Source organism: Streptomyces sp. NPDC031474, from assembly GCF_055581185.1.
Genome location: NZ_JBVIJX010000012.1, coordinates 158,306 through 180,247, shown reverse-complemented (window position 1 = coordinate 180,247; position 21,942 = coordinate 158,306). Strand labels below are relative to the sequence as shown.

At 70.6% G+C, this 21,942-nt stretch carries 24 protein-coding genes; 15 read left to right on the top strand and 9 right to left on the bottom strand.

Features of this window, described 5'->3' with window-relative positions:
* Positions 1–209 precede the first annotated feature (209 nt).
* The 6 genes from rhaI to ACZ5SK_RS26200 all read left to right on the top strand — a co-directional run bounded on the left by rhaI (position 210) and on the right by ACZ5SK_RS26200 (position 7,981).
* Positions 210–1,370: an L-rhamnose isomerase gene (gene rhaI, locus ACZ5SK_RS26225; protein WP_334574842.1), complete on the top strand. Its 1,161-nt coding sequence runs from the start codon at positions 210–212 to the stop codon at positions 1,368–1,370.
* Positions 1,371–1,489: 119 nt separating this feature from the next.
* Positions 1,490–3,529: a bifunctional aldolase/short-chain dehydrogenase gene (locus ACZ5SK_RS26220; RefSeq protein ID WP_361702883.1), complete on the top strand. Its 2,040-nt coding sequence runs from the start codon at positions 1,490–1,492 to the stop codon at positions 3,527–3,529.
* A 5-nt stretch (positions 3,530–3,534) separates the two neighbouring features.
* Positions 3,535–4,971 carry a rhamnulokinase gene (locus ACZ5SK_RS26215; protein ID WP_361702885.1) on the top strand — a complete coding sequence of 479 codons (1,437 nt, stop codon included), beginning with the start codon at positions 3,535–3,537 and terminating at the stop codon, positions 4,969–4,971.
* Between the two features lie 72 nt (positions 4,972–5,043).
* Positions 5,044–5,799: a (Fe-S)-binding protein gene (locus ACZ5SK_RS26210; RefSeq protein ID WP_334574845.1), complete on the top strand. Its 756-nt coding sequence runs from the start codon at positions 5,044–5,046 to the stop codon at positions 5,797–5,799.
* Entirely contained in the window at positions 5,796–7,283 is a 1,488-nt protein-coding gene (locus ACZ5SK_RS26205) for a LutB/LldF family L-lactate oxidation iron-sulfur protein (RefSeq protein ID WP_334574846.1), read from the top strand. The genes ACZ5SK_RS26210 and ACZ5SK_RS26205 overlap by 4 nt, the downstream gene beginning before the upstream one ends.
* Positions 7,280–7,981, top strand: a complete 702-nt coding sequence (locus tag ACZ5SK_RS26200; RefSeq protein ID WP_468576639.1) for a LutC/YkgG family protein — start codon at positions 7,280–7,282, stop codon at positions 7,979–7,981. Before ACZ5SK_RS26205 ends, ACZ5SK_RS26200 begins: the two co-directional genes overlap by 4 nt.
* 10 nt (positions 7,982–7,991) lie before the next feature.
* Here ACZ5SK_RS26200 and ACZ5SK_RS26195 read toward each other — a convergent pair whose 3' ends face one another.
* Positions 7,992–8,564, bottom strand: a complete 573-nt coding sequence (locus ACZ5SK_RS26195; RefSeq protein ID WP_334574849.1) for a hypothetical protein — start codon at positions 8,562–8,564, stop codon at positions 7,992–7,994.
* A 151-nt stretch (positions 8,565–8,715) separates the two neighbouring features.
* Between ACZ5SK_RS26195 and ACZ5SK_RS26190 the strand changes: the two genes are divergently transcribed.
* Both ACZ5SK_RS26190 and ACZ5SK_RS26185 read left to right on the top strand, forming a co-directional pair.
* Positions 8,716–9,573 carry an AAA family ATPase gene (locus tag ACZ5SK_RS26190; RefSeq protein WP_319339172.1) on the top strand — a complete coding sequence of 286 codons (858 nt, stop codon included), beginning with the start codon at positions 8,716–8,718 and terminating at the stop codon, positions 9,571–9,573.
* Positions 9,570–10,922 (top strand): vWA domain-containing protein, encoded by a 1,353-nt coding sequence (locus tag ACZ5SK_RS26185; protein WP_468576638.1) that lies wholly within the window; start codon positions 9,570–9,572, stop codon positions 10,920–10,922. Before ACZ5SK_RS26190 ends, ACZ5SK_RS26185 begins: the two co-directional genes overlap by 4 nt.
* Positions 10,923–10,996: 74 nt before the next feature.
* On the opposite strand, the gene ACZ5SK_RS26180 is transcribed toward ACZ5SK_RS26185, so the two are convergent.
* From ACZ5SK_RS26180 to ACZ5SK_RS26170, 3 genes are all read right to left on the bottom strand, one after another.
* Positions 10,997–11,362 (bottom strand): cupin domain-containing protein, encoded by a 366-nt coding sequence (locus ACZ5SK_RS26180; protein WP_334574854.1) that lies wholly within the window; start codon positions 11,360–11,362, stop codon positions 10,997–10,999.
* Between the two features lie 145 nt (positions 11,363–11,507).
* Positions 11,508–12,485 carry a pyridoxal-phosphate dependent enzyme gene (locus ACZ5SK_RS26175; RefSeq protein WP_468576637.1) on the bottom strand — a complete coding sequence of 326 codons (978 nt, stop codon included), beginning with the start codon at positions 12,483–12,485 and terminating at the stop codon, positions 11,508–11,510.
* On the bottom strand, positions 12,482–13,183 hold the full coding sequence (locus ACZ5SK_RS26170) for a helix-turn-helix transcriptional regulator (RefSeq protein ID WP_457494076.1): 702 nt from the start codon (positions 13,181–13,183) through the stop codon (positions 12,482–12,484). The genes ACZ5SK_RS26175 and ACZ5SK_RS26170 overlap by 4 nt, the downstream gene beginning before the upstream one ends.
* A 171-nt stretch (positions 13,184–13,354) precedes the next feature.
* Between ACZ5SK_RS26170 and ACZ5SK_RS26165 the strand changes: the two genes are divergently transcribed.
* Positions 13,355–14,185 carry an SAM-dependent methyltransferase gene (locus tag ACZ5SK_RS26165; RefSeq protein WP_334574860.1) on the top strand — a complete coding sequence of 277 codons (831 nt, stop codon included), beginning with the start codon at positions 13,355–13,357 and terminating at the stop codon, positions 14,183–14,185.
* An 81-nt stretch (positions 14,186–14,266) separates the two neighbouring features.
* Here ACZ5SK_RS26165 and ACZ5SK_RS26160 read toward each other — a convergent pair whose 3' ends face one another.
* Both ACZ5SK_RS26160 and ACZ5SK_RS26155 read right to left on the bottom strand, forming a co-directional pair.
* Positions 14,267–15,181: a helix-turn-helix domain-containing protein gene (locus tag ACZ5SK_RS26160; protein ID WP_334574862.1), complete on the bottom strand. Its 915-nt coding sequence runs from the start codon at positions 15,179–15,181 to the stop codon at positions 14,267–14,269.
* A 174-nt stretch (positions 15,182–15,355) separates the two neighbouring features.
* Positions 15,356–15,586: a DUF397 domain-containing protein gene (locus ACZ5SK_RS26155; RefSeq protein WP_079657987.1), complete on the bottom strand. Its 231-nt coding sequence runs from the start codon at positions 15,584–15,586 to the stop codon at positions 15,356–15,358.
* A gap of 171 nt (positions 15,587–15,757) precedes the next feature.
* Between ACZ5SK_RS26155 and ACZ5SK_RS26150 the strand changes: the two genes are divergently transcribed.
* From ACZ5SK_RS26150 to ACZ5SK_RS26140, 3 genes are all read left to right on the top strand, one after another.
* Positions 15,758–16,177 (top strand): ATP-binding protein, encoded by a 420-nt coding sequence (locus ACZ5SK_RS26150; protein WP_468576636.1) that lies wholly within the window; start codon positions 15,758–15,760, stop codon positions 16,175–16,177.
* 26 nt (positions 16,178–16,203) lie between these two features.
* The gene (locus ACZ5SK_RS26145) at positions 16,204–16,692 is read left to right on the top strand and encodes a hypothetical protein (protein WP_334574865.1); all 489 of its coding nucleotides are present in this window, start codon (positions 16,204–16,206) and stop codon (positions 16,690–16,692) included.
* Positions 16,693–16,770: 78 nt separating this feature from the next.
* Positions 16,771–17,736: a pirin family protein gene (locus tag ACZ5SK_RS26140; RefSeq protein WP_334574867.1), complete on the top strand. Its 966-nt coding sequence runs from the start codon at positions 16,771–16,773 to the stop codon at positions 17,734–17,736.
* 57 nt (positions 17,737–17,793) lie between these two features.
* On the opposite strand, the gene ACZ5SK_RS26135 is transcribed toward ACZ5SK_RS26140, so the two are convergent.
* Entirely contained in the window at positions 17,794–18,609 is an 816-nt protein-coding gene (locus tag ACZ5SK_RS26135; protein WP_334574869.1) for a recombinase family protein, read from the bottom strand.
* A gap of 139 nt (positions 18,610–18,748) precedes the next feature.
* On the opposite strand from ACZ5SK_RS26135, the gene ACZ5SK_RS26130 reads away from it, so the two are divergent.
* Positions 18,749–18,973 carry a VOC family protein gene (locus tag ACZ5SK_RS26130; protein WP_334574870.1) on the top strand — a complete coding sequence of 75 codons (225 nt, stop codon included), beginning with the start codon at positions 18,749–18,751 and terminating at the stop codon, positions 18,971–18,973.
* A gap of 215 nt (positions 18,974–19,188) precedes the next feature.
* Here ACZ5SK_RS26130 and ACZ5SK_RS26125 read toward each other — a convergent pair whose 3' ends face one another.
* Positions 19,189–20,154: an alpha/beta hydrolase gene (locus ACZ5SK_RS26125; RefSeq protein ID WP_334574872.1), complete on the bottom strand. Its 966-nt coding sequence runs from the start codon at positions 20,152–20,154 to the stop codon at positions 19,189–19,191.
* A gap of 193 nt (positions 20,155–20,347) precedes the next feature.
* Here ACZ5SK_RS26125 and ACZ5SK_RS26120 point away from each other — a divergent pair, with 193 nt between their 5' ends.
* Positions 20,348–20,803: a MarR family winged helix-turn-helix transcriptional regulator gene (locus tag ACZ5SK_RS26120; RefSeq protein ID WP_334574874.1), complete on the top strand. Its 456-nt coding sequence runs from the start codon at positions 20,348–20,350 to the stop codon at positions 20,801–20,803.
* A gap of 152 nt (positions 20,804–20,955) precedes the next feature.
* Here the strand turns inward: ACZ5SK_RS26120 and ACZ5SK_RS26115 are convergent, their stop codons facing one another.
* Positions 20,956–21,396 (bottom strand): aldehyde dehydrogenase family protein, encoded by a 441-nt coding sequence (locus ACZ5SK_RS26115; protein WP_334574876.1) that lies wholly within the window; start codon positions 21,394–21,396, stop codon positions 20,956–20,958.
* Here ACZ5SK_RS26115 and ACZ5SK_RS26110 point away from each other — a divergent pair.
* Positions 21,310–21,906: a TetR/AcrR family transcriptional regulator gene (locus ACZ5SK_RS26110; RefSeq protein WP_468576635.1), complete on the top strand. Its 597-nt coding sequence runs from the start codon at positions 21,310–21,312 to the stop codon at positions 21,904–21,906. The genes ACZ5SK_RS26115 and ACZ5SK_RS26110 overlap by 87 nt on opposite strands.
* Positions 21,907–21,942 lie beyond the last annotated feature (36 nt).

Here is a 21,942-nt window from a genome sequence, read left to right as displayed (position 1 = left end):
TTCAACTGGATTGCCGGGACGTTAGGCATGACGGGCATGTCGCGTCAATGGGTACGTCTCGAAAAGTTTTCGATAGTCGAAGGTCACGCGGCGGTCACGGACAACGGTCCTGGGCGGAGGGGTTGACACTCCACCCGCAGGCTCATAGCTTCCCGTTCTGAATCGTTTCATCCGGGAGCCGTTCCGGACCGATGTCACAGGAGCCCGAAGTGACCGACCTCGCCGCGGTGAAGGCCGCGTTGAAGACCCAGGCCGTCGAGACGCCGTCGTGGGCGTACGGGAACTCGGGGACCCGCTTCAAGGTGTTCGCCCAGCAGGGCGTTCCGCGCACCCCGCAGGAGAAGCTGGACGACGCGGCGCAGGTGCACGCGTTCACCGGCGTCGCCCCGACCGTCGCGCTGCACATTCCGTGGGACAAGGTGGAGGACTACTCCGCACTTGCGAAACATGCCGAGAACCGGGGCGTGAAGCTCGGGGCGATCAACTCCAACACCTTCCAGGACGACGCCTACAAGCTGGGCAGCATCTGCCACCCGGACGCGGCCGTGCGGCGCAAGGCGCTCGATCATCTGCTGGAGTGCGTCGACATCATGGACGCGACGGGCTCCGCCGATCTGAAGCTGTGGTTCGCCGACGGGACCAACTATCCCGGGCAGGACGACCTCCGCGGCCGGCAGGACCGGCTGGCCGAGGGCCTGGCCGAGGTCTACGCCCGGCTGGGCGACGGACAGCGGATGCTGCTCGAGTACAAGTTCTTCGAGCCCGCGTTCTACTCGACGGACGTGCCGGACTGGGGGACGGCGTACGCGCACTGTCTGAAGCTCGGACCGAAGGCTCAGGTCGTCGTCGACACCGGGCACCACGCGCCCGGGACCAACATCGAGTTCATCGTCGCCACGCTGCTGCGGGAGGGCAAGCTCGGCGGGTTCGACTTCAACTCGCGGTTCTACGCCGACGACGACCTGATGGTCGGCGCCGCCGACCCGTTCCAGCTGTTCCGGATCATGTACGAGGTGGTGCGCGGGGGCGGGTTCACGTCCGACGTGGCGTTCATGCTCGACCAGTGCCACAACATCGAGGCGAAGATCCCGGCGATCATCCGTTCCGTGATGAACGTGCAGGAGGCCACGGCGAAGGCGCTGCTGGTCGACCGGTCGGCGCTGGCTGCTGCGCAGGCTTCCGGGGATGTGCTGGAGGCGAACGCGGTGGTGATGGACGCGTACAACACCGACGTGCGGCCCCTTCTTCGCGAGGTACGGGAGGAGATGGGGCTGGACCCCGAGCCGATGGCGGCCTACCGGCGGTCGGGATGGGCCGAGAAGATCGTTGCCGAGCGGGTCGGCGGGGAGCAGGCGGGGTGGGGCGCGTAAGCGTCCGCCGTCGTCCGTCCGTCGTCGGCCGCGGGCCCGTTGTGGCCGGTCGCGCAGTTCCCCGCGCCCCTCTGGGGCGCTCCTCTCACCCGTGTTCACGTAGTTAGGAAAAGACAGTCATGGCACCGCATCCCGAAGCCGCTGCGCTCATCGCTCGTTCTCATCGGCTCGGCGCTGATCCTCGTAACACCAACTACGCCGGCGGGAACGCGTCCGCCAAGGGCACCGAGACCGATCCTGTGACCGGCGGGGATGTCGAGCTGATGTGGGTGAAGGGGTCCGGTGGGGACCTCGGGACGCTCACCGAGGCCGGGCTGGCCGTGCTGCGGCTGGACCGGCTGCGCGGCCTCGTCGACGTCTACCCCGGTGTCGAGCGCGAGGACGAGATGGTCGCCGCGTTCGACTACTGCCTGCACGGCAAGGGCGGGGCGGCTCCGTCGATCGACACCGCCATGCACGGGCTCGTCGACGCCGCCCACGTCGACCATCTGCACCCCGACTCCGGGATCGCGCTCGCCTGCGCGGCCGACGGGGAGAAGCTCACCGCCGAGTGCTTCGGCGACGCGGTGGCCTGGGTGCCCTGGCGGCGGCCCGGGTTCCAGCTGGGGCTGGACATCGCCGCGATCAAGGAAGCCAACCCGCAGGCGATCGGTGTGGTCCTCGGCGGACACGGCATCACCGCCTGGGGGGCCACCTCCGAAGAGTGCGAGCGCAACTCGCTGCACATCATCCGCACCGCCGAGGCCTTCCTCGCGGAGAAGGGGAGGGCCGAGCCCTTCGGTCCCCTCATCGACGGCTACGAGGCACTGCCCGAGGACGAGCGGCGGGAGCGGGCCGCCGCGCTCGCGCCGTACGTGCGGGCCCTCGCCTCGCAGGACAAGCCGCAGGTCGGGCACTTCACCGACTCCGACGCCGTGCTGGACTTCGTGGCGCGGGCCGAGCACCCGCGGCTCGCCGCGCTCGGCACCTCCTGCCCGGACCACTTCCTGCGCACCAAGGTGCGGCCGCTGGTCCTCGACCTGCCGCCGGGCGCTCCGCTGGAGGAGGCGATCGCGCGGCTGAAGGAACTGCACGCCGGCTACCGCGAGGAGTACGCCGCCTACTACCAGCGGCATGCCGAGCCCGACTCCCCCGCCATGCGCGGCGCCGACCCGGCGATCGTGCTGGTGCCCGGTGTGGGCATGTTCTCCTTCGGCAAGGACAAGCAGACGGCCCGGGTGGCCGGCGAGTTCTACGTCAACGCGATCAACGTGATGCGCGGGGCCGAGGCGGTGTCCTCCTACGCGCCGATCGAGGAGTCGGAGAAGTTCCGCATCGAGTACTGGGCGCTGGAGGAGGCCAAGCTCCAGCGGATGCCGAAGCCCAAGCCGCTCGCCACCCGGGTGGCGCTGGTGACGGGGGCCGGGAGCGGGATCGGGAAGGCGATCGCGCACCGGCTGGTCGCCGAGGGCGCGTGTGTCGTCGTCGCCGATCTCAACGCCGAGAACGCCGCCGCCGTCGCCGAGGAGCTGGGCGGGCCGGACAAGGCCGTCGCCGTCACCGTCGACGTGACGTCCGAGGAGCAGATCGCCGGCGCCTTCAAGGCCGCCGCGCTCGCCTTCGGCGGGGTCGACCTCGTCGTCAACAACGCCGGGATCTCCATCTCCAAGCCGCTGCTGGAGACCTCCGCGAAGGACTGGGACCTCCAGCACGACATCATGGCCCGCGGTTCGTTCCTCGTCTCGCGTGAGGCGGCACGGGTGATGATCGCTCAGGGGCTGGGCGGCGACATCGTCTACATCGCGTCGAAGAACGCCGTGTTCGCCGGGCCCAACAACATCGCCTACTCCGCCACCAAGGCCGACCAGGCCCACCAGGTGCGGCTGCTGGCCGCCGAGCTGGGCGAGCACGGCATCCGCGTCAACGGGGTCAACCCGGACGGCGTGGTGCGCGGCTCCGGCATCTTCGCCGGCGGCTGGGGCGCCCAGCGCGCGGCCGTGTACGGGGTCCAGGAGGAGAAGCTGGGCGAGTTCTACGCGCAGCGGACCATCCTCAAGCGTGAGGTGCTGCCGGAGCATGTCGCGAACGCCGTGTTCGCGCTGACGGGCGGGGAGCTCACCCACACCACCGGACTGCACGTCCCCGTCGACGCGGGTGTGGCGGCCGCGTTCCTCCGGTGACGGCCGTGAAGTCGTACGCCGCCGTCGACCTCGGCGCGTCCAGTGGGCGTGTCATGGTCGGCCGGGTGAGCCCGGACTCGCTGGAGCTCGCGGAGGCGCACCGCTTCCCCAACCGGCCGGTCCGGGTTCCGGAGGGGCTGCGCTGGGATGTGCTGTCGCTGTACGCGGGAGTGCTGGACGGGCTGCGGGCGGCCGGCCGGGTGGACTCCGTCGGCATCGACAGCTGGGCGGTGGACTACGGCCTGCTCGACGCCGACGGGGCGCTGCTCGGCAACCCCGTGCACTATCGCGACGCCCGGACCGAGGGCGTCGCGGAGAAGGTGTGGGCGGCCGTCCCGGCAGCCGAGCTGTATGCGGCGACCGGCCTGCAGTACGCGCCGTTCAACACCCTGTACCAGCTGACGGCCGCGGCCTCCTCGGCCCAACTGGCGCAGGCGCGGCGGCTGTTGCTCATTCCTGATCTGCTGACGTACTGGCTGACCGGCGAGCAGGGCACCGAGCTCACCAACGCCTCCACCACCCAGCTCATCGATCCCCGCACGGGCGACTGGTCCTATGACGTGGCCGCCCGGCTGGGCATCGACCTGGAGCTGTTCGCGCCGCTGCGCCGGCCCGGCGATCCGGCCGGGCTGCTGCGGGCCGAGGTGCTTCAGGAGACCGGGCTGACCGGGCCGGTGCCGGTGACGGCCGTCGGCTCGCACGACACGGCCTCGGCCGTGGCCGCCGTCCCCGCGGTCGGCGAACGGTTCGCCTACATCTGCACCGGCACCTGGTCCCTGGCCGGGCTGGAGCTGGACGCGCCCGTGCTCACCGAGGCGAGCCGCGCCGCCAACTTCACCAACGAGCTGGGCCTCGACGGCACGGTCCGCTACCTGCGCAACATCATGGGACTGTGGCTGCTCCAGGAGTGCGTACGGGCCTGGGGCGACCCGGAGTTGGGCGCCCTGCTGCGGGAGGCGGCGGCCGTGCCGGCGCTGCGGTCCGTCGTGGACGCCGGGGACGCGGCCTTCCTGGCGCCCGGGCGGATGCCGGAGCGGATCGCCGAGGCGTGCCGTGCCTCCGGGCAGCCGGTGCCCGTCTCTCCCGCCGAGATCACGCGCTGCATCCTCGACTCCCTCGCCCTCGCCCACCGGCGGGCCGTAGCCGAGGCGCAGCGGCTCGCCGATCACCCGGTCGACGTCGTCCACATCGTCGGCGGCGGCACCCGCAACGCGCTGCTGTGCCAGCTCACCGCCGACGCCTGCGGGCTGCCGGTGGTGGCCGGTCCGACGGAGGCGGCCGCACTCGGCAACGTGCTCGTCCAGGCCCGGGCGCACGGGCTGGTCGGCGATCGCGCCGAGATGCGCCGGCTGCTCTCCCGTACGCAGCCCCTGACCCGCTACGAACCGCAGGGCGGCGGCGAGCGGTGGCGCGCGGCGGAGGCCCGGCTCGCCACACGGTGAGACGGGGTCTCCCCTCAGCCGCTGTGCCGGACTACCCTGCACTCATCCGATGACCAACTCTGAGGAGCCGCGATGCGTGTCGCACTGTTCCTGACCTGTGTCAACGACACGCTCTATCCCGACACCGGCCGCGCCGTGGTGAAACTCCTGACCAGGCTGGGTGTCGAGGTCGACTTCCCGATGGCTCAGACCTGCTGTGGCCAGGCCCACTACAACACCGGCTACCGCCATGAGGCCGAGCCGCTCGCCCGGCATTACTCCGATGTATTCAGGGAGTACGAGGCGATCGTCACACCGTCGGGGTCCTGCGGGGCGATGGTGCGGGAGCTGTATCCGCGGATGGGCGAGCGGGCCCGGGCCGAGGGGCGGGGGGACACCCTCGCCGCCACGCTGGCGCCGGTGGTCCCGAAGACGTTCGAGCTCACCGAGTTCCTGGTCGATGTGCTGGGGGTGACGGACGTCGGCGCGTACTACCCGCACACGGTGACCTACCACCCGACGTGTCACGGACTGCGCGGTCTCGGGCTCGGGGAGCGGCCCCGGCGGCTGCTCCAGGCGGTGAAGGGGCTGGAGCTGGTCGAGCTGCCCGGCGCCGACGAGTGCTGCGGCTTCGGCGGGACGTTCGCGCTGAAGAACGCGGACGTCTCGGCTGCGATGGGCGCCGACAAGGTGCGCAACGCCGAGTCGACGGGCGCCGAGGTGCTGTGCGCGGCCGACAACTCCTGCCTCATGCACATCGGCGGGACCATGACCCGGCTGAAGACGGGCATGCGCCCGGTGCACATCGCGGAGATCCTGGCGAGCACAGAAGGGGAGCCTGCGCTGTGAGCGGGACGTTCGTCGGGATGCCGGCGTTTCCGAAGGCCGCGCGCGAGGCGGTCGGCAACCCGACCCTGCGCGGCAATCTGCGGCATGCCACGCACACCATCCGCGCCAAGCGCGCGAAGGCGGTCGCCGAGGTGTCCGACTGGGCGGAGCTGCGGGAGGCCGGCAAGCGGATCAAGGACCACACCCTGCGTCATCTCGACCGGTATCTGGTCCAGTTGGAGGAGTCGGTCACGGCGGCCGGCGGCACGGTCCACTGGGCCGCCGACGCGGACGAGGCGAACCGGATCGTGGCCCGGCTGGTCAGGGAGACCGGCGAGCGGGAGGTCGTCAAGGTCAAGTCCATGGCCACCCAGGAGATCGGGCTCAACGAGGCGCTCGAGGCCGAGGGCATCCGCGCCTACGAGACCGATCTCGCCGAGCTGATCGTGCAGCTGGGCAAGGACCGTCCCTCGCACATCCTCGTCCCCGCGATCCACCGCAACCGGGGTGAGATCCGGGACATCTTCCGCGCGGAGATGAGCGAGTGGGGGCGCCCGGCTCCCGAGGGCCTCACCGACACGCCCGCCGAACTCGCCGAGGCCGCCCGCCTCCACCTCCGTGAGAAGTTCCTGCGGGCCAAGGTCGGGATCTCCGGAGCGAACTTCATGGTCGCGGAGACCGGCACCCTGGTCGTCGTCGAGTCGGAGGGCAACGGGCGGATGTGCCTGACGCTCCCCGAGACGCTGATCTCCGTCGTCGGCATCGAGAAGATCGTGCCGGCCTGGCGGGACCTGGAGGTGTTCCTGCAGACCCTGCCCCGATCCTCGACGGCCGAGCGCATGAACCCGTACACGACCACCTGGACCGGCACGACCGACGGCGACGGGCCGCATACCTTCCACCTCGTGCTGCTGGACAACGGCCGCACCGACACCCTCGCCGACGAGGTCGGCCGCCAGGCCCTGCGCTGTATCCGCTGCTCGGCCTGTCTGAACGTCTGCCCGGTGTACGAGCGGGCCGGCGGTCACGCCTACGGTTCCGTCTACCCGGGCCCGATCGGCGCGATCCTCAGCCCGCAACTGCGCGGCACGCAGAGCGAGATCGACGCCTCGCTGCCGTACGCGTCGTCGTTGTGCGGCGCCTGCTACGAGGTGTGCCCGGTCGCCATCGACATCCCGGAGGTGCTGGTGCACCTGCGGGAACGGGTCGTCGAGGGCGGGCCGGTGACACGGGACGGCAACAAGGTGGTCCTGAAGCCGGCCAAGGGCCATGCCGCCGAACGAGCCGCGATGCGGGCGGCCCGCTGGGCGTTCAGCAGCCCCGGCGCCCTGCGCACCGGCCAGCGGCTCGCCTCCCGCACGCGCCGCCTGCACCCGCGTACCCTGCCCGGTCCGGGCAAGGCGTGGAGCGGCACCCGGGATCTGCCGGCCGTGCCCGCGGAGCCGTTCCGTGACTGGTGGCAGCGGACGAACGGCGGCACCACCGGCAAGGGAGCGACGAGGTGAACAGCGTGAACAGCGTGAACAGCGGGACCAGCAGGGAGCGGATCCTGGGCCGGGTGCGGCGCGCGCTCGCCGACGTACCGCAGGACGACACTCCCCCAGTGCCTAAAGGGCCTGGGAGGGACCCCCAGTACGAGCAGGCCGTCGCGCGCGACTATCTGCGGGAGCACGGCAGCCTGGGCGTCGAGGAGACGGTGGAGCTGCTGGCGGAGAACCTGGCGGACTACCGGGCGCTCGTGCACCGGTGCCCGGAGGCCGAACTGGCTTCCGTGATCGGGCGGTTGCTCGGTGAGCGCGGGGCGAAGTCGGTGGTCGTGCCGCCGGGTCTGGACCCTCGGTGGCTCGCCGAGACCGATGCCGAGCGGGTCGAGGACCTTGCCGAGAGCACCGCGCGGGAGCTCGACCGGGTCGACAGCGTGGTCACGGCGTGCGCGGTGGCGATCGCCGAGACGGGGACGATCGTCCTGGACGCCGGCCCCGACCAGGGCCGTCGCCGGATCACCCTGGTCCCCGACCACCACGTCTGTGTGGTGCGGGTGCCGGACCAGGTCGTGGCGTCCGTCCCCCAGGGGCTCGAACGACTCGACCCCGGACGCCCGTTGACCTGGATCTCGGGCCCCTCCGCCACCAGCGACATCGAGCTGGACCGGGTGGAGGGAGTGCATGGCCCCCGCACGCTCGAGGTGATCCTGGTGCGCTGACGGCGCCTGCTCAGCAGTAGGTCAGGGCGCAGCCGTGGCGCAGGGAGTACTGGGCGGCCCGCAGGTACACGGCCGTGTAGAACGCGGTGGCCAGGTCCTCGGCCCAGGGGCCTGGCCGGTGCGCCGCGGCCTGCTCCGCCTCGCCCTCCAGGAACCACAGGGTCAGTTCGAGGTTGCCGAAGGTCGCCGGTATCAGGTCCAGCGGCAGGCCGAGGGCCGCGGCGAGCCGCTCGGCGAGGGCGAGGACGTACGGCGCTCCGACGACCAGGGTCTCGTCGGCGTACGCGGAGCCGACGGGCAGCTCGATGGCCTCCTCCAGCGCGAACGGGACCAGGAGCGACCAGTCGAGGAGGGTGTGCCCCTCCTCCGGTGACAGCTGCGCCCGGCACAGCTCGACGAAGCCGTCCATGGACGGGCTGATCTTCTCCTCGAACCAGCCCTGGGGCCCGGGGGCCTTCGGTGCGTACGGCGGCAGTCCGCGCCGCGCCAGCTCCGTGTCGAGGGCAGAGGCTACGTCTCCATAGCCGTCCTCGCCCGGCACCGACCAGTCCTGTGGACTCACGCTCACGAGATAGACACCCATGCGTGCACCGTACGTGCCGCCACTGACAACGCCTCCACCGACCGCATCGGCAACCATCGACAAACATCGACAAACATCGACAAGGGAGGTGAACAAGCGCTTAGATATGTGATCGGACCTGTCCAGCCGCGATCGACTCCCGGAGGCCCCGTTGTTCACGTCCGTCGACGATGTCTCGGCCCGGCTCGCCGAGACCGGCTATCTCGCCTCGCCCGCCGTCGCCACGACCGTCTTCCTCGCCGACCGGCTCGGCAAGCCGCTGCTCGTGGAGGGCCCGGCCGGGGTCGGCAAGACGGAACTCGCCAAGGCGGTGGCCGAGGCCGCGGGGGCCCGGCTGGTACGACTTCAGTGCTACGAGGGCGTGGACGAGTCCCGGGCGCTGTACGAGTGGAACCACGCCAAGCAGTTGCTGCGCATCAGCGCGGGCCGCGACGAGGCCTGGGACGAGACCCGCACCGACGTCTTCAGCGAGGAGTTCCTCCTCCCGCGGCCCCTGCTGACCGCCATCCGGGGCGAGGAACCGACGGTCCTGCTGATCGACGAGACCGACAAGGCCGACGTCGAGATGGAGGGACTGCTCCTCGAAGTGCTCAGCGACTTCCAGGTCACCGTCCCGGAGCTGGGCACGATCACCGCGACCCGTCGCCCCTTCGTCGTCCTCACCTCCAACGCCGGCCGTGAGCTGTCGGAGGCGTTGCGCCGCCGCTGTCTGTTCCTCCACATCGGCTTCCCCGAGGAGGAGTTGGAGCGGCGGATCGTCCGGCTGAAGGTCCCCGGCATCGACGCGGCGCTCACCGAGTCGGTGGTCCGGGTGGTCGGTGCGCTGCGCGCGATGGATCTGCGCAAGGCGCCCTCCGTCGCCGAGACCGTCGACTGGGCGCGCACGCTGCTCGCGCTCGGCGCCACCACCCTCGACGAGAGCGTCGTACGCGACAGTCTGGGCGTGATCCTCAAGCACCAGGACGACGTCCTCAAGGCCGGTGCGAAGCTCGACCTGGACGCCGTGTGAGCGCCGATGTCGCCGACCGTCTGGTCGGCTTCGTCGCCGCGCTGCGCGCCCACGGCGTCCGCGTCGGCACCGGCGAGACGGTGGACGCCGCCGAGGCGACGGCGGCACTGGGCTTCGCCGACCGCGTGCTGCTGCGCGAGGGACTGGCCGCGACGCTGCTGCACTCGACGGACCAACGGCGGTTGTTCGACACCGTCTTCGACCTGTACTTCCCGCGCGGCGTCGGCGCTCCCCAGGACGAGCCCGGCGACCGGGACGACCTGCGCGACCGGCTCGCCGCCGCGCTCGCCGCGAACGACGAGGCGATGCTGGGCCGGTTGGCGATCGAGGCGGTCGACGGGCTTGGCGGATACGGGAGTTCACCGGGCGCGGACGGCTGGTCGTCGCATCAGACCCTGGAACGGCTGCGCCCGCAGACGCTGTTGGCGCGGGTGCGGGACGACATCCGGGCCCGGGGCGGCGGTTCCGGCTTCGCCGACCGGCTGTTGGAGGACGAGATCCGGCGGCGCATCGAGGCCTTCCGGGCCCTGGTGGCCCAGGAGGCGCGGCGCCGGGTGGCGGAGCGGCGCGGGCGGGACGAGATCGCCCGGCGGGCGGTGGCGCCGACCGCCGACCGGGTCGACTTCCTGTACGCGGGAAGGGACCGGCTGGCCGAACTGCGGCGGACGGTGCAACCGTTGGCCCGCAGACTGGCCACGCGTATGGCGGCGCGCCGCCGCCGGGCGTCCCGGGGCACGATCGATCTGCGGCGCACCCTGCGCGGCTCCCTGTCGACGGGCGGGGTACCGATGCGGCCCGTGCTGCGCCGTCGGCGTCCGGCCCGCCCCGAGCTGGTGCTGCTGTGCGATGTGTCGGGCTCGGTGTCCGGATTCTCCGACTTCACGATGCTGCTGGTGCAGGCGCTGCACGACCAGTTCAGCAAGGTGCGCGTGTTCGCCTTCGTCAACCGGATCGACGAGGTGACGGGGCTGCTCCAGCACGGGGCCGCCGACCCGGAGGGCCTCGGCGCCCGGATCCAGGGCGAGGCGCGGGTCACGGGCTACCACGGCAGCAGCGACTACGGGGGCGCCCTGGGCGAGTTCGTGCAGCGCTACGACGCCGCGGTCGGCCCGCGCACCACGGTCTTCGTGCTCGGCGACGCCCGCACGAACATGAGCGACCCCAACCTGGCCGCGCTCCGTCAGATCGCCGAACAGGCCCGGCATGTGCACTGGTTGAACCCCGAGCCCCGGACCCTATGGGGCACGGGCGATTCGGCCGCACCCGAGTACGCCGAGCTGGTCGCGATGCACGAGTGCCGCAACGCCCACCAACTCGGCATCCTGGTGGGCCGGTTGCTCCCGGTCTAGCGTTTACGGTCCGACTGGCCGCCCTTTTCCGGCTGACCGCCTTTTCCGGTCGGCTGTCTCTTTCCGGCTACCGGCTAGCTGTCCTTGGCCTTCGCGTACACGTTCGCCATCGTCCCGGCGAAGTCGTACACCACACACTGTTCGTCGCCCACGACCCATGCGTCGTGGCCCGGCGGGATCACGAAGACGTCACCGGGGCCGACTTCCCCCTCGCCGCCCTCCTCCATCGTGATGTGCATGCGCCCCTGGACCACATAGCCGTTGTGGTGGACCTGGCACATGCTGGTTCCCGCGATCGGCGCCACGGACTCCGACCAGCGCCACCCGGGCTCGAAGGTCCCGACGGCGAAGTCGAGACCTGTCATGTGGACGGCCTCCAGGTGGCCGCGGGGGAAATCGCGGCGCTCGTCCGGCTTGTCGAGCGTCTTCACTTCCAGCATGACGCTCCCTCCTTCCGGCCGTACCTCAGCACGGCCGGGGCCGGTCTCCCCGGCGGCTCTGGGCGTCGTCGGTCGAGGGCCGAGCCCCACTCCTTCCATGGTCCGCCCGTCCCCCGGGCGCCGCCAATCGGAGGATGCGCCCCGGTCAGCCGGCGCCGCTGCACAGTTCGGCGAAGCGAGCGGCGTCGATGTTGCCGCCGGAAACGATCACTCCGACGCGCCGGGGCAGGCCGTCGACCCGTCCGGCGAGGAGAGCGGCGAGCGGGGTGGCGCCGCTGGGCTCCACGACGATCTTCAGGCGTTCGAAGGCGAACCGCATGGCCGCGCGGATCTCGTCGTCGCTGACCAGGACGATCCCGTCCACGAGCCGCCGGTTCACCGAGAACGTGAGCTCCCCGGGCGTGTGCAGGGCCTGGCCGTCGGCGATGGTGCGCGGCACCGGGATCTCGACCCGCCGGCCCGCCTCCAGCGACCGCTTGGTGTCGTCGCCCGCCTCCGGTTCGACGCCGACGACGCGGATGCCGGGCCGCAGTCCCTTGAGCGCGGTCGCGCTGCCCGCGATCAGTCCGCCGCCCCCGACCGGCGCCAGCAGGGCGTCCAACTCCCCCGCCTCCTCCAGAAGTTCGAGGGCCGCAGTGCCCTGGCCCGCCATGACGTGCGGATGCTCATAGGGCGGGATCAGCGCCAGGCCCCGCTCGGCGGCCAGCGCCTCTCCGATGGCCACCCGGTCGCCGGCATAGCGGTCGTACGTCACGATCTCCGCGCCGTAGCCTGCCGTCGCCGCCCGCTTGGAGCGGGGCGCGTCCGCGGGCATGACGATCACGGCGGTGGTCCCGAGTTCGCGTGCGGCCAGGGCGACCGCCTGGGCGTGGTTGCCGGAGGAGTACGCGGCGATGCCCCTCGCGAGCTGATCGGGGGCCAGCCGGGAGGCCGCGTTGTAGGCGCCGCGGAACTTGAAGGCGCCGACGCGCTGGAAGTTCTCGCACTTCAGGAGGACCTCGGCGCCGACGATCCGGTCGAGGGTGCGCGAGCGCAGCACGGGGGTGCGGTGCGCGACGCCCTTGAGGCGGGCGGCCGCGTCGCGCACGTCGTCGAGGGTGATCGGCAGGGGTGCGGTCGTCACGGACGGGCTCCCTCGGGGGTGTCGTCGGCGCCGTTCGCCGCGGTCGTGCGGGAGGCTCTGGCCTGGGAGAGGTAGCTGTAGGCGGAGGCCCGGGAGATGCCGAGGCGGACGGCGACCTGCTCGATCGCGCGGCGCACGGCGAACACCCCGCGTTCGTCCAGACCGCGGAAGAGCGCCAGGCGACGCGGCCGGTCGAGGCCCGCCCAGGTCTGGTCCTGGCGCGTCAGCTGGGCGTCGAGAAGGGCGTCGACGACGGAGTCGATGTCGTCGCCGAAGGTGGTCACGGGCGCGTCGGCCGGCCCTGCGGGCGTCCCGGCGAGCGCGGCCAGCAGCCCCTGCACCCGGTCCACCTCGGTGACGTCCACGTTGACGCACAGCGCGCCGAACACCGCGCCCGTGGAGTCGCGCAGCACCATCGTGGACGACTTCACGAGCTTTCCTGCGCCGGTGCGGGTGACGTAGTTCAGCTCGTCGAGGGCGTCGTCGCCGCGGGCGAGGACCCGCATGCCGATCTCGCTCATCGCCCCGCCGACCGTCCGCCCGGTCACCGACCCGGCGACGGCGACGACGGACTTCTCCGGCCGCCGGTAGTCGTGCAGCACCACCTCGCACACCGGCCCGAAGGTGGCCGCGATCCCGTCCACGAATGGCGTGAGCGCACGCAGCGTCGCGTCCCGCTCGGTTTCCCGGTAATCCATAACCCCCATTAGACCACGGGTCCAGACTCTGGACCATCAGTCCAATGCCGCTCTCGGTCGGACCCCTTCAGGGGAACTGTCGATCAAGGGGTGGTGTCGTCAATTGCCGTTTCCCTAGGATGTGTTGTCGGCCGCGCCAGTCCGGGGCACGGCGGGGATCTGGGGGAAGAGATGCAGCCTGGCAAACAGCTGTCCACGTCGATCGATGCCACGGTTCCGACGGCCGCGCGCATGTACGACCACTACCTGGGCGGCAAGGACAACTACGCGGCCGACCGCGCGGCCTGCGAGGAACTCGACAAGGTCGTCCCCAGCACCCGCGCCCTCGCGCTGAACAACCGGCGCTTCCTGCAGCGGGTCGTGAAGACCCTGACCCAGGAGTACGGGATCCGGCAGTTCCTCGACCACGGCTCAGGCCTGCCCACCCAGGACAACGTCCACCAGGTCGCCCAGCGCATCGACCCGACCGCGCACGTCGTCTACGTCGACAACGACCCCATGGTGCTCGTGCACGGCCGGGCCCTGCTGGAGCAGGACGAGCGGACCACCGTCATCCACGCCGACATGCGGGAGACGGAGGCCATCTTCGCCCACGAGGACACCGAGCGCCTGCTCGACTTCTCGCAGCCGGTGGCCGTGCTGTTCAACTCGGTCTTCCACTGCATCCCCGACAGCGACACCGACGGACCGCAAGCGGTTGTCCGCCGGGTGGCCGAACGCCTCGCCCCCGGCAGCTATCTGGTGATGTGTCAGCTGGTCAGTGAGGACCCGGCGGTCAGGGAGTTCGTCACCGACTTCATGGACAAGGCCACCCAGGGCCACTGGGGCCGGGTCCGCCAGGAGAAGGACGTCGCCGCACTGTTCGAGGGCCTGGACATCCTCGACCCGGGACTGGTGGAGGTCTCCACTTGGCGCCCCGACACCGAGGTCGCTCCTCGCCAACTCACCCAGGAGTGGATCGAGTTCGGCGGCGTGGGCCGCCTCGGCCAGCACCGCGCCTGAGGCCAGGACTGCGGCTGAGGCCAGGACTGCGGCTGTGCGCGTGGCCGGGGTCGGGGTCGGGTCCGCAGCAGGGGCACGCGGTCAGACGTACCGCTGCTTCGCGATGGCAGCCAAGAGGGCCTGCGAATCACGGGGGTTGAGCGCCTCGTCGGCCAGCCGGTCCAGCGCGACGCGGTACTCCTCCGTCTCGTCCTGGTCCTCCAGGAAGGTGGCGCTCCTGATCTGCTCGAGGTAGACGACATCGGGCAGATCGGCGCCGCCGAAGCGCAGATAGGTGACCGGTATGGCCGGCGCCGAGGCGTGGGTGACGTCCAACGGCACGACCTGGACGGTGACATGGGGCAGCCGGGCCAGTTCCACGAGATGGGCGAGCTGCTCGCGCATGACCTCGCGGCTGCCCAGCACCCGCAGCAGCACCGACTCGTCGAGGATCGCCCACACCCGCGGGGCGTCCGGTCGCCGCAGCAGTTCGGTACGCCGCGTCCGCAGCTCCACCCGGCGCTCGACCTCCCGAGACGTCGCCGACGGCAGCCCTCGCTCCACGACGGCGCGCGCGTACGCGGGAGTCTGCAACAGGCCCGGCACGTACTGGATCTCGAAGGTACGGATCGCGGTGGCCGCCTCCTGCAATCCGACCAGGCGGTCGAACCACTCGGGCATCAGCCGCTTGTCGTAGCGCTGCCACCAGCCCGGCTCGCCCGCCTGCCGCAGCAGCCGGAGCAGCACCGAAGCCTCATGGTCGTCGGTCTTGTACAGCGACAGGAGCGCGCGGACGTCCGCCTCGACGGGCGGCCTGCGCCCCTTGCCCGCCTCGATGCGCGACAGCTTCGCCGGGCTGAAACCGATGGCGCGCGCGGCCTGGTCCTGGGACAGGCCGGCGTCCTCCCGGATGCCCGCCAACTGCACACCGACCAGCATTTTCAGCAAGGTTGGGGCGGGCTCGGCACGGTTCAGATACGGTTCGAGGCGGGAGACGCGAGACGACTCGGCAGACATCCTGACTCCCCGTGGACCGGCAGACGACAGACCGAAGTATCGCATCCGAAGCCCTCCGGCCGCACGCGGCAAGGCAATCGGCTCCATCGGGACACCACGAGTCGCCCCCTGGAGCACGCCCGCCGAGTCCGCCCCGGACCCTCACGCGATCCTTACGCGACCCCCACGCGGCGTTCACACCAGATGGTCGAACTCCCCGTCCTTCGCCCCGGCCACGAACGCGGCCAGCTCGGCCGGCGTGTACACCAGGGCCGGCCCCTCGGGATCACGGGAGTTGCGCATCGCGACGCCTCCCCCGTCCAGGGCCGCGACCTCCACACAGTTGCCTTCGGCGTTGCTGTGGCTGCTCTTGATCCAGCGGACGCCCAACGAGCTCGCCCGTACTCCGTTCGGCACTGACGGCACTGCACTCTCCTCGCTCGTACGCGCAATTTCCCGTGAAATTGCACGAGGACATCGTCAGCGTGGATAATAACCATGCCGTCAACCACACTTCTGGCGCCCCGTCCTGACGTCGCTTCAGGGAGATGCACCGTGTCATCACCTGCGCAGATCCGGAGCCATGAGTCCGTCTCCGTGCGTGACTCGCCCAGAACCGCCGCCCTGCACCTCACGGGCAGCCGGGAAGGATTCGCCCAGGCACGGGACTTCACCCACCACACCCTCGACTGCTGGTCCCTGGGCCACTGCAGTGACGACGCGGTGATGGTCGTCACGGAGCTGGCCGCCAACGCGGTCCTGCACGGCCTCCCCCACCCCTCGGCCGGCGAGTTCGACGTACGGCTCAGACTCACCCTGCGCCGCTCCCACCTGGTGTGCGCGGTCACCGACCCGAGCGACAGCCTGCCCGTCTACCCGCACGCCGACGACACCCTCCTGGAACACGGCCGCGGACTGCACATCGTCGAGGCCCTCTCGCAGCACTGGGGCTGGACGCGTCGCTCCCCCGTGGGCAAGACCGTCTGGGCCATGCTGCCGACCCGCTTACAGCCCTGATCCCCGACCGACGGCTGACACCTGACATGACTGCCACGAAGAGAACCGCACCGCTGAAGGACCTGGGACATGTGCCGTGGCCCGAGATCAAGGACTCCACCGGGTCCGCTGCGGACATCCCGATCCTGCTGACCACCGTCGCCCGGGGCGACGCCGACAGCGCCGGGTCCGCTCTAGGCCAACTGCGCCGCAGAATCTGCCAGTTCGGCTTCGTCGTCGACGAGGCGACGGCGGCGACGGTGCCGTTCCTCTGGGAACTCGTCCGGCTCCCCCAGGTCACCTGCCGTGCGGAGATCCTGCGCCTGCTGAAGAGCATCGCCGACACCCGTCAGTGGGAGACCACGGCCGCCGCGTACCCCAAGCTGCTCCACCACCCCGACGACTACGTGGGCTGGGAACGCGCGGCCCGCGACGCCGTGCACGCCCAGCGAGACGTGCTTCGCCAGCTGCTCACCGAGCCGGACACCGAGATCGTGCGCGCCACCACGGAACTCGCCGAGACTTTGACCGGCTGAGGCGCCGGCGGACGGCGAATCCAGGGCCTGACCGGGTCCTTCTGCGGAACTCCACATCCGACCGCTAAGTTGTGCCGCATGAGCAACCTTGACCGTGCGCCCGTACCGAGTGTGTGCGGCGGCCGCGGATTCGTCGTCGCCGAACCAGTCCGCGAGCTACTGAGCCCCCGGCAGGTGAAACTCGGCGAGTCGACCGAGGTGCGCCGGCTGCTGCCGAACCTCGGACGGCGCATGATCGGCGCCTGGGCCTTCGTCGACCACTACGGCCCCGACGACATCGCCGACGAGCCGGGCATGCAGGTCCCGCCGCATCCGCACATGGGCCTGCAGACCGTCAGCTGGCTGCACGAGGGCGAGGTGCTGCACCGCGACTCGACCGGCAGCCTGCAGACCATCCGGCCCAAGGAACTCGGGCTGATGACCTCGGGCCGGGCGATCAGCCACTCCGAGGAGAGCCCCCGGCCGCACGCCCGCTACCTGCACGGCGCCCAGCTCTGGGTCGCGCTGCCGGACGCCCACCGGCACACCGACCCCCACTTCGAGCACCACGCCGACCTGCCCACCGTCACCGCCCCCGGCCTCACGGCCACCGTGCTCCTCGGCGACCTCGACGGCTCCACCTCACCCGGCACGGCGTACACCCCCATCGTGGGCGCCGATCTCGCGCTCGCCCGCGGCGCCGACGTACGCCTGCCGCTCCTGCCCGACTTCGAGTACGGCGTTCTGTCGATGTCGGGCGAGGTGCATGTGGACGGGGTGCCCGTCCTGCCGGGCTCGATGCTCTACCTCGGCTGCGGACGCACCGAACTGCCCCTGCGGGCCGAGTCCGACGCAGGCCTGATGCTGCTCGGCGGCGAGCCGTTCGAGGAGGAGCTCGTCATGTGGTGGAACTTCGTCGGCCGGTCCCAGGAAGAGATCGTGCAGGCTCGCGAGGACTGGGCACAGGGGACCCGTTTCGGCGAAGTGAAGGGCTACGACGGAGCCCCGCTGCGCGCCCCGACCCTGCCCGACACCCCCCTCAAACCACGCGGAAGGGTGCGCTGACCTGGGAAATCAGGCCGCCGGTGCTGAGCACTCGAGGCCGCCTCCCCGCCTGCCCTTCTACGACGATCTCTGGCGGCACGCTCCCCTTGGCGGGCTCCCGAACAGGAGCTTCCGAGGCTGTCCGCGTTTCCAAGGTGTGGGCATCTGCGGGCGGCTTCGCCAGGACCGATGCTGACTTAATGCCGACTTTCCTGATGGCTCGTCAGGCACGGAGGAGTGATGCGTTCGCCGCCGGGAGACCAGATGCACGCTCCGACGTGACTTGACCGTGCGCTGCCACCGGCGTGCCCTGAGGCTGAGTTCTCGCCCCGCCGCCTCCAGATCCCCAGGAGGGCCACGACCAGTTCGGCAGACCCGTGCCGACAGGTCGGCCTCGACGGGGTCCCCGTAGTAATCGCCGAATAAACAACGGATATCGCTGACCTGCGCGGATGTGGCCCGACTCGTTGATCGGCCTTCCTGCCCGACGGGTTCGGCAGTGGCGCCTTCGCGGTGCTTGCGCAGTTCCCGGTAGAGCGTGGAGCGGCTGACGCCGAGTTCGGCGGCGACCTGTTCGGGGATCGCGCCGTCCTTGATCCGCTGGGCGGCTCCGGCACGTGTGGTCGCGTTGAGTTTCGCGGGGCGGCCGGTCGGCAGGCCGCGGGCTTCCTTGGCAGCGCGGGCGCCGGCGGCACGTTCCAGCATGTAGGTCCGCTCCATCTGGGCGAACATCGCCAGCAGCGCGATGGCCATGCCGGTGCCGGGGCCCGGCTCGCTGGTGTCCACGGCGAGCTTGTCGCCGAGCGTGCGCAGGAAGACGCCACTTTCGGTGAGGTCGTGCACGAGATTCAGGGTCTCGCGCATGTTCCGGCCCAGCCGGTCCAGGGTGAGCACGTTGATCCGGTCTCCGGGACGGGCGAAGCCGAGGAGACGTCGCCTTCACCGGCGGCGCCGGACCCCGCCTGCACCACCTGGCCGGCACGGCGTCTCCAACGCCTTCTACCTCCACCTCCGCGATCCCGACGGCCACCGCGTGGAGATCTGCACCTCCGACTACTGCACCGGCGACCCCGACCACGAGACGTACCGCTGGAACGTGCATGACGACCGCCGCCGCGACTTCTGGGGCAACGCCGTCATCGAGTCCTGGTACAAAGAGGGCACCCCGGTCCGCGATCTCGACGGAAACCCGCAATGCGTGTCGGACGCCCTGCTCGACGAAAACGCCGTCCAGGTGGGAGCGGACGGCCTCGGCTGACTTCTCCGGGCACCTTCGCGAGGCGGATCCTGAACACCCAGAGGCGCCCTTCGGGCAGATCCGCTTCTGTTCGTCCGGCCCCAGCTCCTACTCCGCACCGGCCCGCGCGCCCAGCACCGCGCCGCGAGGTTCCCTCCGTATGGCTGTCGCCCTTCGAAAGGTGACGCCCCTCAGGCTCCGGTTCATGCCTGGGCCGGAGCCTGACGCAAGAGAGTTCAGCCGGAGTGAAGGGCCGTGCGCAGGGTGGCGACGGCCTGGCTGATCGCGGCCTCGGCCGCATGGGTGTCGCGCAGGGCGTTGAGCATCACGAAGTCGTGGATGATCCCCTGGTAGCGGACCGCGGTGACGGGCACGCCCGCCTGGCGGAGCTTGTTGGCGTAAGCCTCGCCCTCGTCGCGCAGGACGTCGGCCTCGGCGGTGATGACGAGGGCCGGGGGCAGATCGCGCAGCTGCTCGACCGAGGCGCGGAGCGGACTCGCCGTGATCTCGTCGCGAGACTTCTCGTCGGACGTGTACTGGTCCCAGAACCACTGCATGGCGTCCCGGCGCAGGAAGTAGCCCTCGGCGAACTGGTGGTACGAGGGCGTGTCGAAGGCCGCGTCGGTGACCGGGTAGAACAGCACCTGCTGCACCAACGGCACGTCTCCTCGCTCCTTGGCCATGAGCGTGAGCGCGGCGCTCATGTTGCCGCCGACCGAGTCGCCGGCGACAGCAATGCGAGCGGCGTCGAGACCGTTCGCAGCGCCGTCGGTGACGATCCAACGGGCAACGGCGTAGTTCTGCTCGATGGCGACGGGGTAACGGGCCTCGGGCGAGAGGTCGTACTCGGGGAACACGACCGCGGCCTGCGCACCGACGGCGAGTTCGCGCACGAGGCGGTCGTGGGTGTGGGCGTTGCCGAACACCCAGCCCGCGCCATGGATGTAGATGATCACGGGGAGGGTGCCGGTGGCTCCTGCGGGGCGGACGACACGGGCGCGGACATGGCCGGTGGGTCCGCCGGAGACGGTGACCCACTCCTCGTCGACGCCGGGTTTGGCGATGTCACCGGACTGCACCTCGTCGACGGTCTTGCGGCCCTCGACGGGCCCGAGGTCGAACAGGTACGGCGGGTTCGCGGTGGCTTCGGCGAAGGACTGGGCGCCGGGTTCGAGAACGGGGCGGGCGGCGATGTCGGTCATGGCGACCTCCTGGGTGCGGGTGCCGCGGACGTACTCCTGACGGTAGTCCCCGCTCGGAGCGGTGGCACACCAGGAAGAGTAGTGTGCGATTAGATCGTGCACAACTCATTAGCTAGCGATTCCTTCGTGCGCGATAGAATGAAGAGAACCGAACGACCCGCCCGTGATCAGCGCAAACACCGGGAGCCGCGCCGTGAAGGAAGCCGCCGCAGAGCCGACGCAAGGGTCCCTCCTCCTGGACGACCAACTCTGCTTCGCCCTGTACGCCGCTTCCCGGGCGGTCACGACCCGCTACCGGCCGCTTCTGGACGAGCTTGGTCTGACCTACCCGCAGTACCTGGTGATGCTCGTCCTGTGGGAGCAGGACTCCGTCTCGGTGAGCGACCTGGGGGCAGCCCTCCACCTGGACTCCAGCACCCTGTCGCCGCTCCTCAAGCGCCTTGAAGCGGGGGGCCTGTTGCGACGCGAGCGCCGCCCCGAGGACGAACGTTCTGTGGCTGTCCGCCTCACCGAAGCCGGCATCGAACTCCGCGACAAAGCCCGCACGGTCCCTGTCGCGATCGGCCAGGCGATGGGCCTGACCGCCGAGCAGGACACCGCGGCCAAGGAACTGCTCCGGCTGATCACAGCCAACGTCGCGGGGCAGTGATCACGAGTTCCTGCGGATCTTCACCGAGCGGGTCTCCCGAAACACCCAATCGGCCGACCGCCACGTCGATTTCCTCTCGACCGGATCGACGACAGATGACAGCCCGACGATTCACTCACCACGACCGGACGCTACTGACCGGGACGGCCGTTTCACCAGCTGTCAGGGTGGTCGACGCCCAGGGCACTGACGACCACGATGACCGCCACCGCGTCGGCGCGGACGCGTCGCGCCACGGTGTGTGCGCGGCTCAGATCGGTCGTCCACAGGGTCGCCGCGAGCGCGAAGTCGCTGGCGTTGGCTACGCGGATCGCCTCGCCCTCGTCGTCGAAGGGGATGATCGTGCCGACGTCGATGCTCTGCTCCGGCCGTCTCGCGTCACCTTGCCGGGCGACGGCAAGGGACCCTGCGACTTGACCGGATGCTGCCTCCGTTTTACTCTCGAATGAGTACGGAGGCAGTCTCCGTTTTATTGGATGCGCAGGTCCGTCCGAGGTGAGAGTGCTATGAACGCCAAGGAACAGCAGGGGCGCAAGCCCCGTGCGGACGTTCAGCGCAACCGCACGGCCCTCCTGGAAGCGGCGCAGCGCCACTTCCTGCAGTACGGGGTCGGCACGTCTTTGGAGGCGGTGGCCAAGGAGGCGGGCGTCGGGCCCGGCACGCTGTATCGGCACTTCCCGACCCGGGAGGCACTGCTGGCGGCCGTGTTGCAGACGCGTTCCGAGGAGCTGGTGGCCCGCCAGGCGGACATCGAGCAGCTCGGCGACGCCTCCGAGGCGCTGAGGCAGTGGCTGCGGGCGATGGAGGAGCACTTCAGCGCCTTCAGCGGGCTGCCGGAGCCACTCATGACCGCGGCCAGGGAGCACGCGCCGGACAACCCGCTCACGCTCCCCTGCGACATCCTCATCTCCGCCACCGACGCGTACGTCGGTGCGGCACAGTCCGCAGGGTACGTACGCCGCTCGGTGAAGGGGTACGACCTGTTCCTCGCGGCGATCTCCGTTGCCTGGGTCAAGGGCACGGGTGCCACCGACGAGGAGTCGCTGGACCGTCTGCGGTCGCTCATGGAGAACGGCTACCGCGAACGGGGCGGCCAGGCGTAAGCCACCGGGCGCCCCTACCTGTTTGACCGTCCGGTT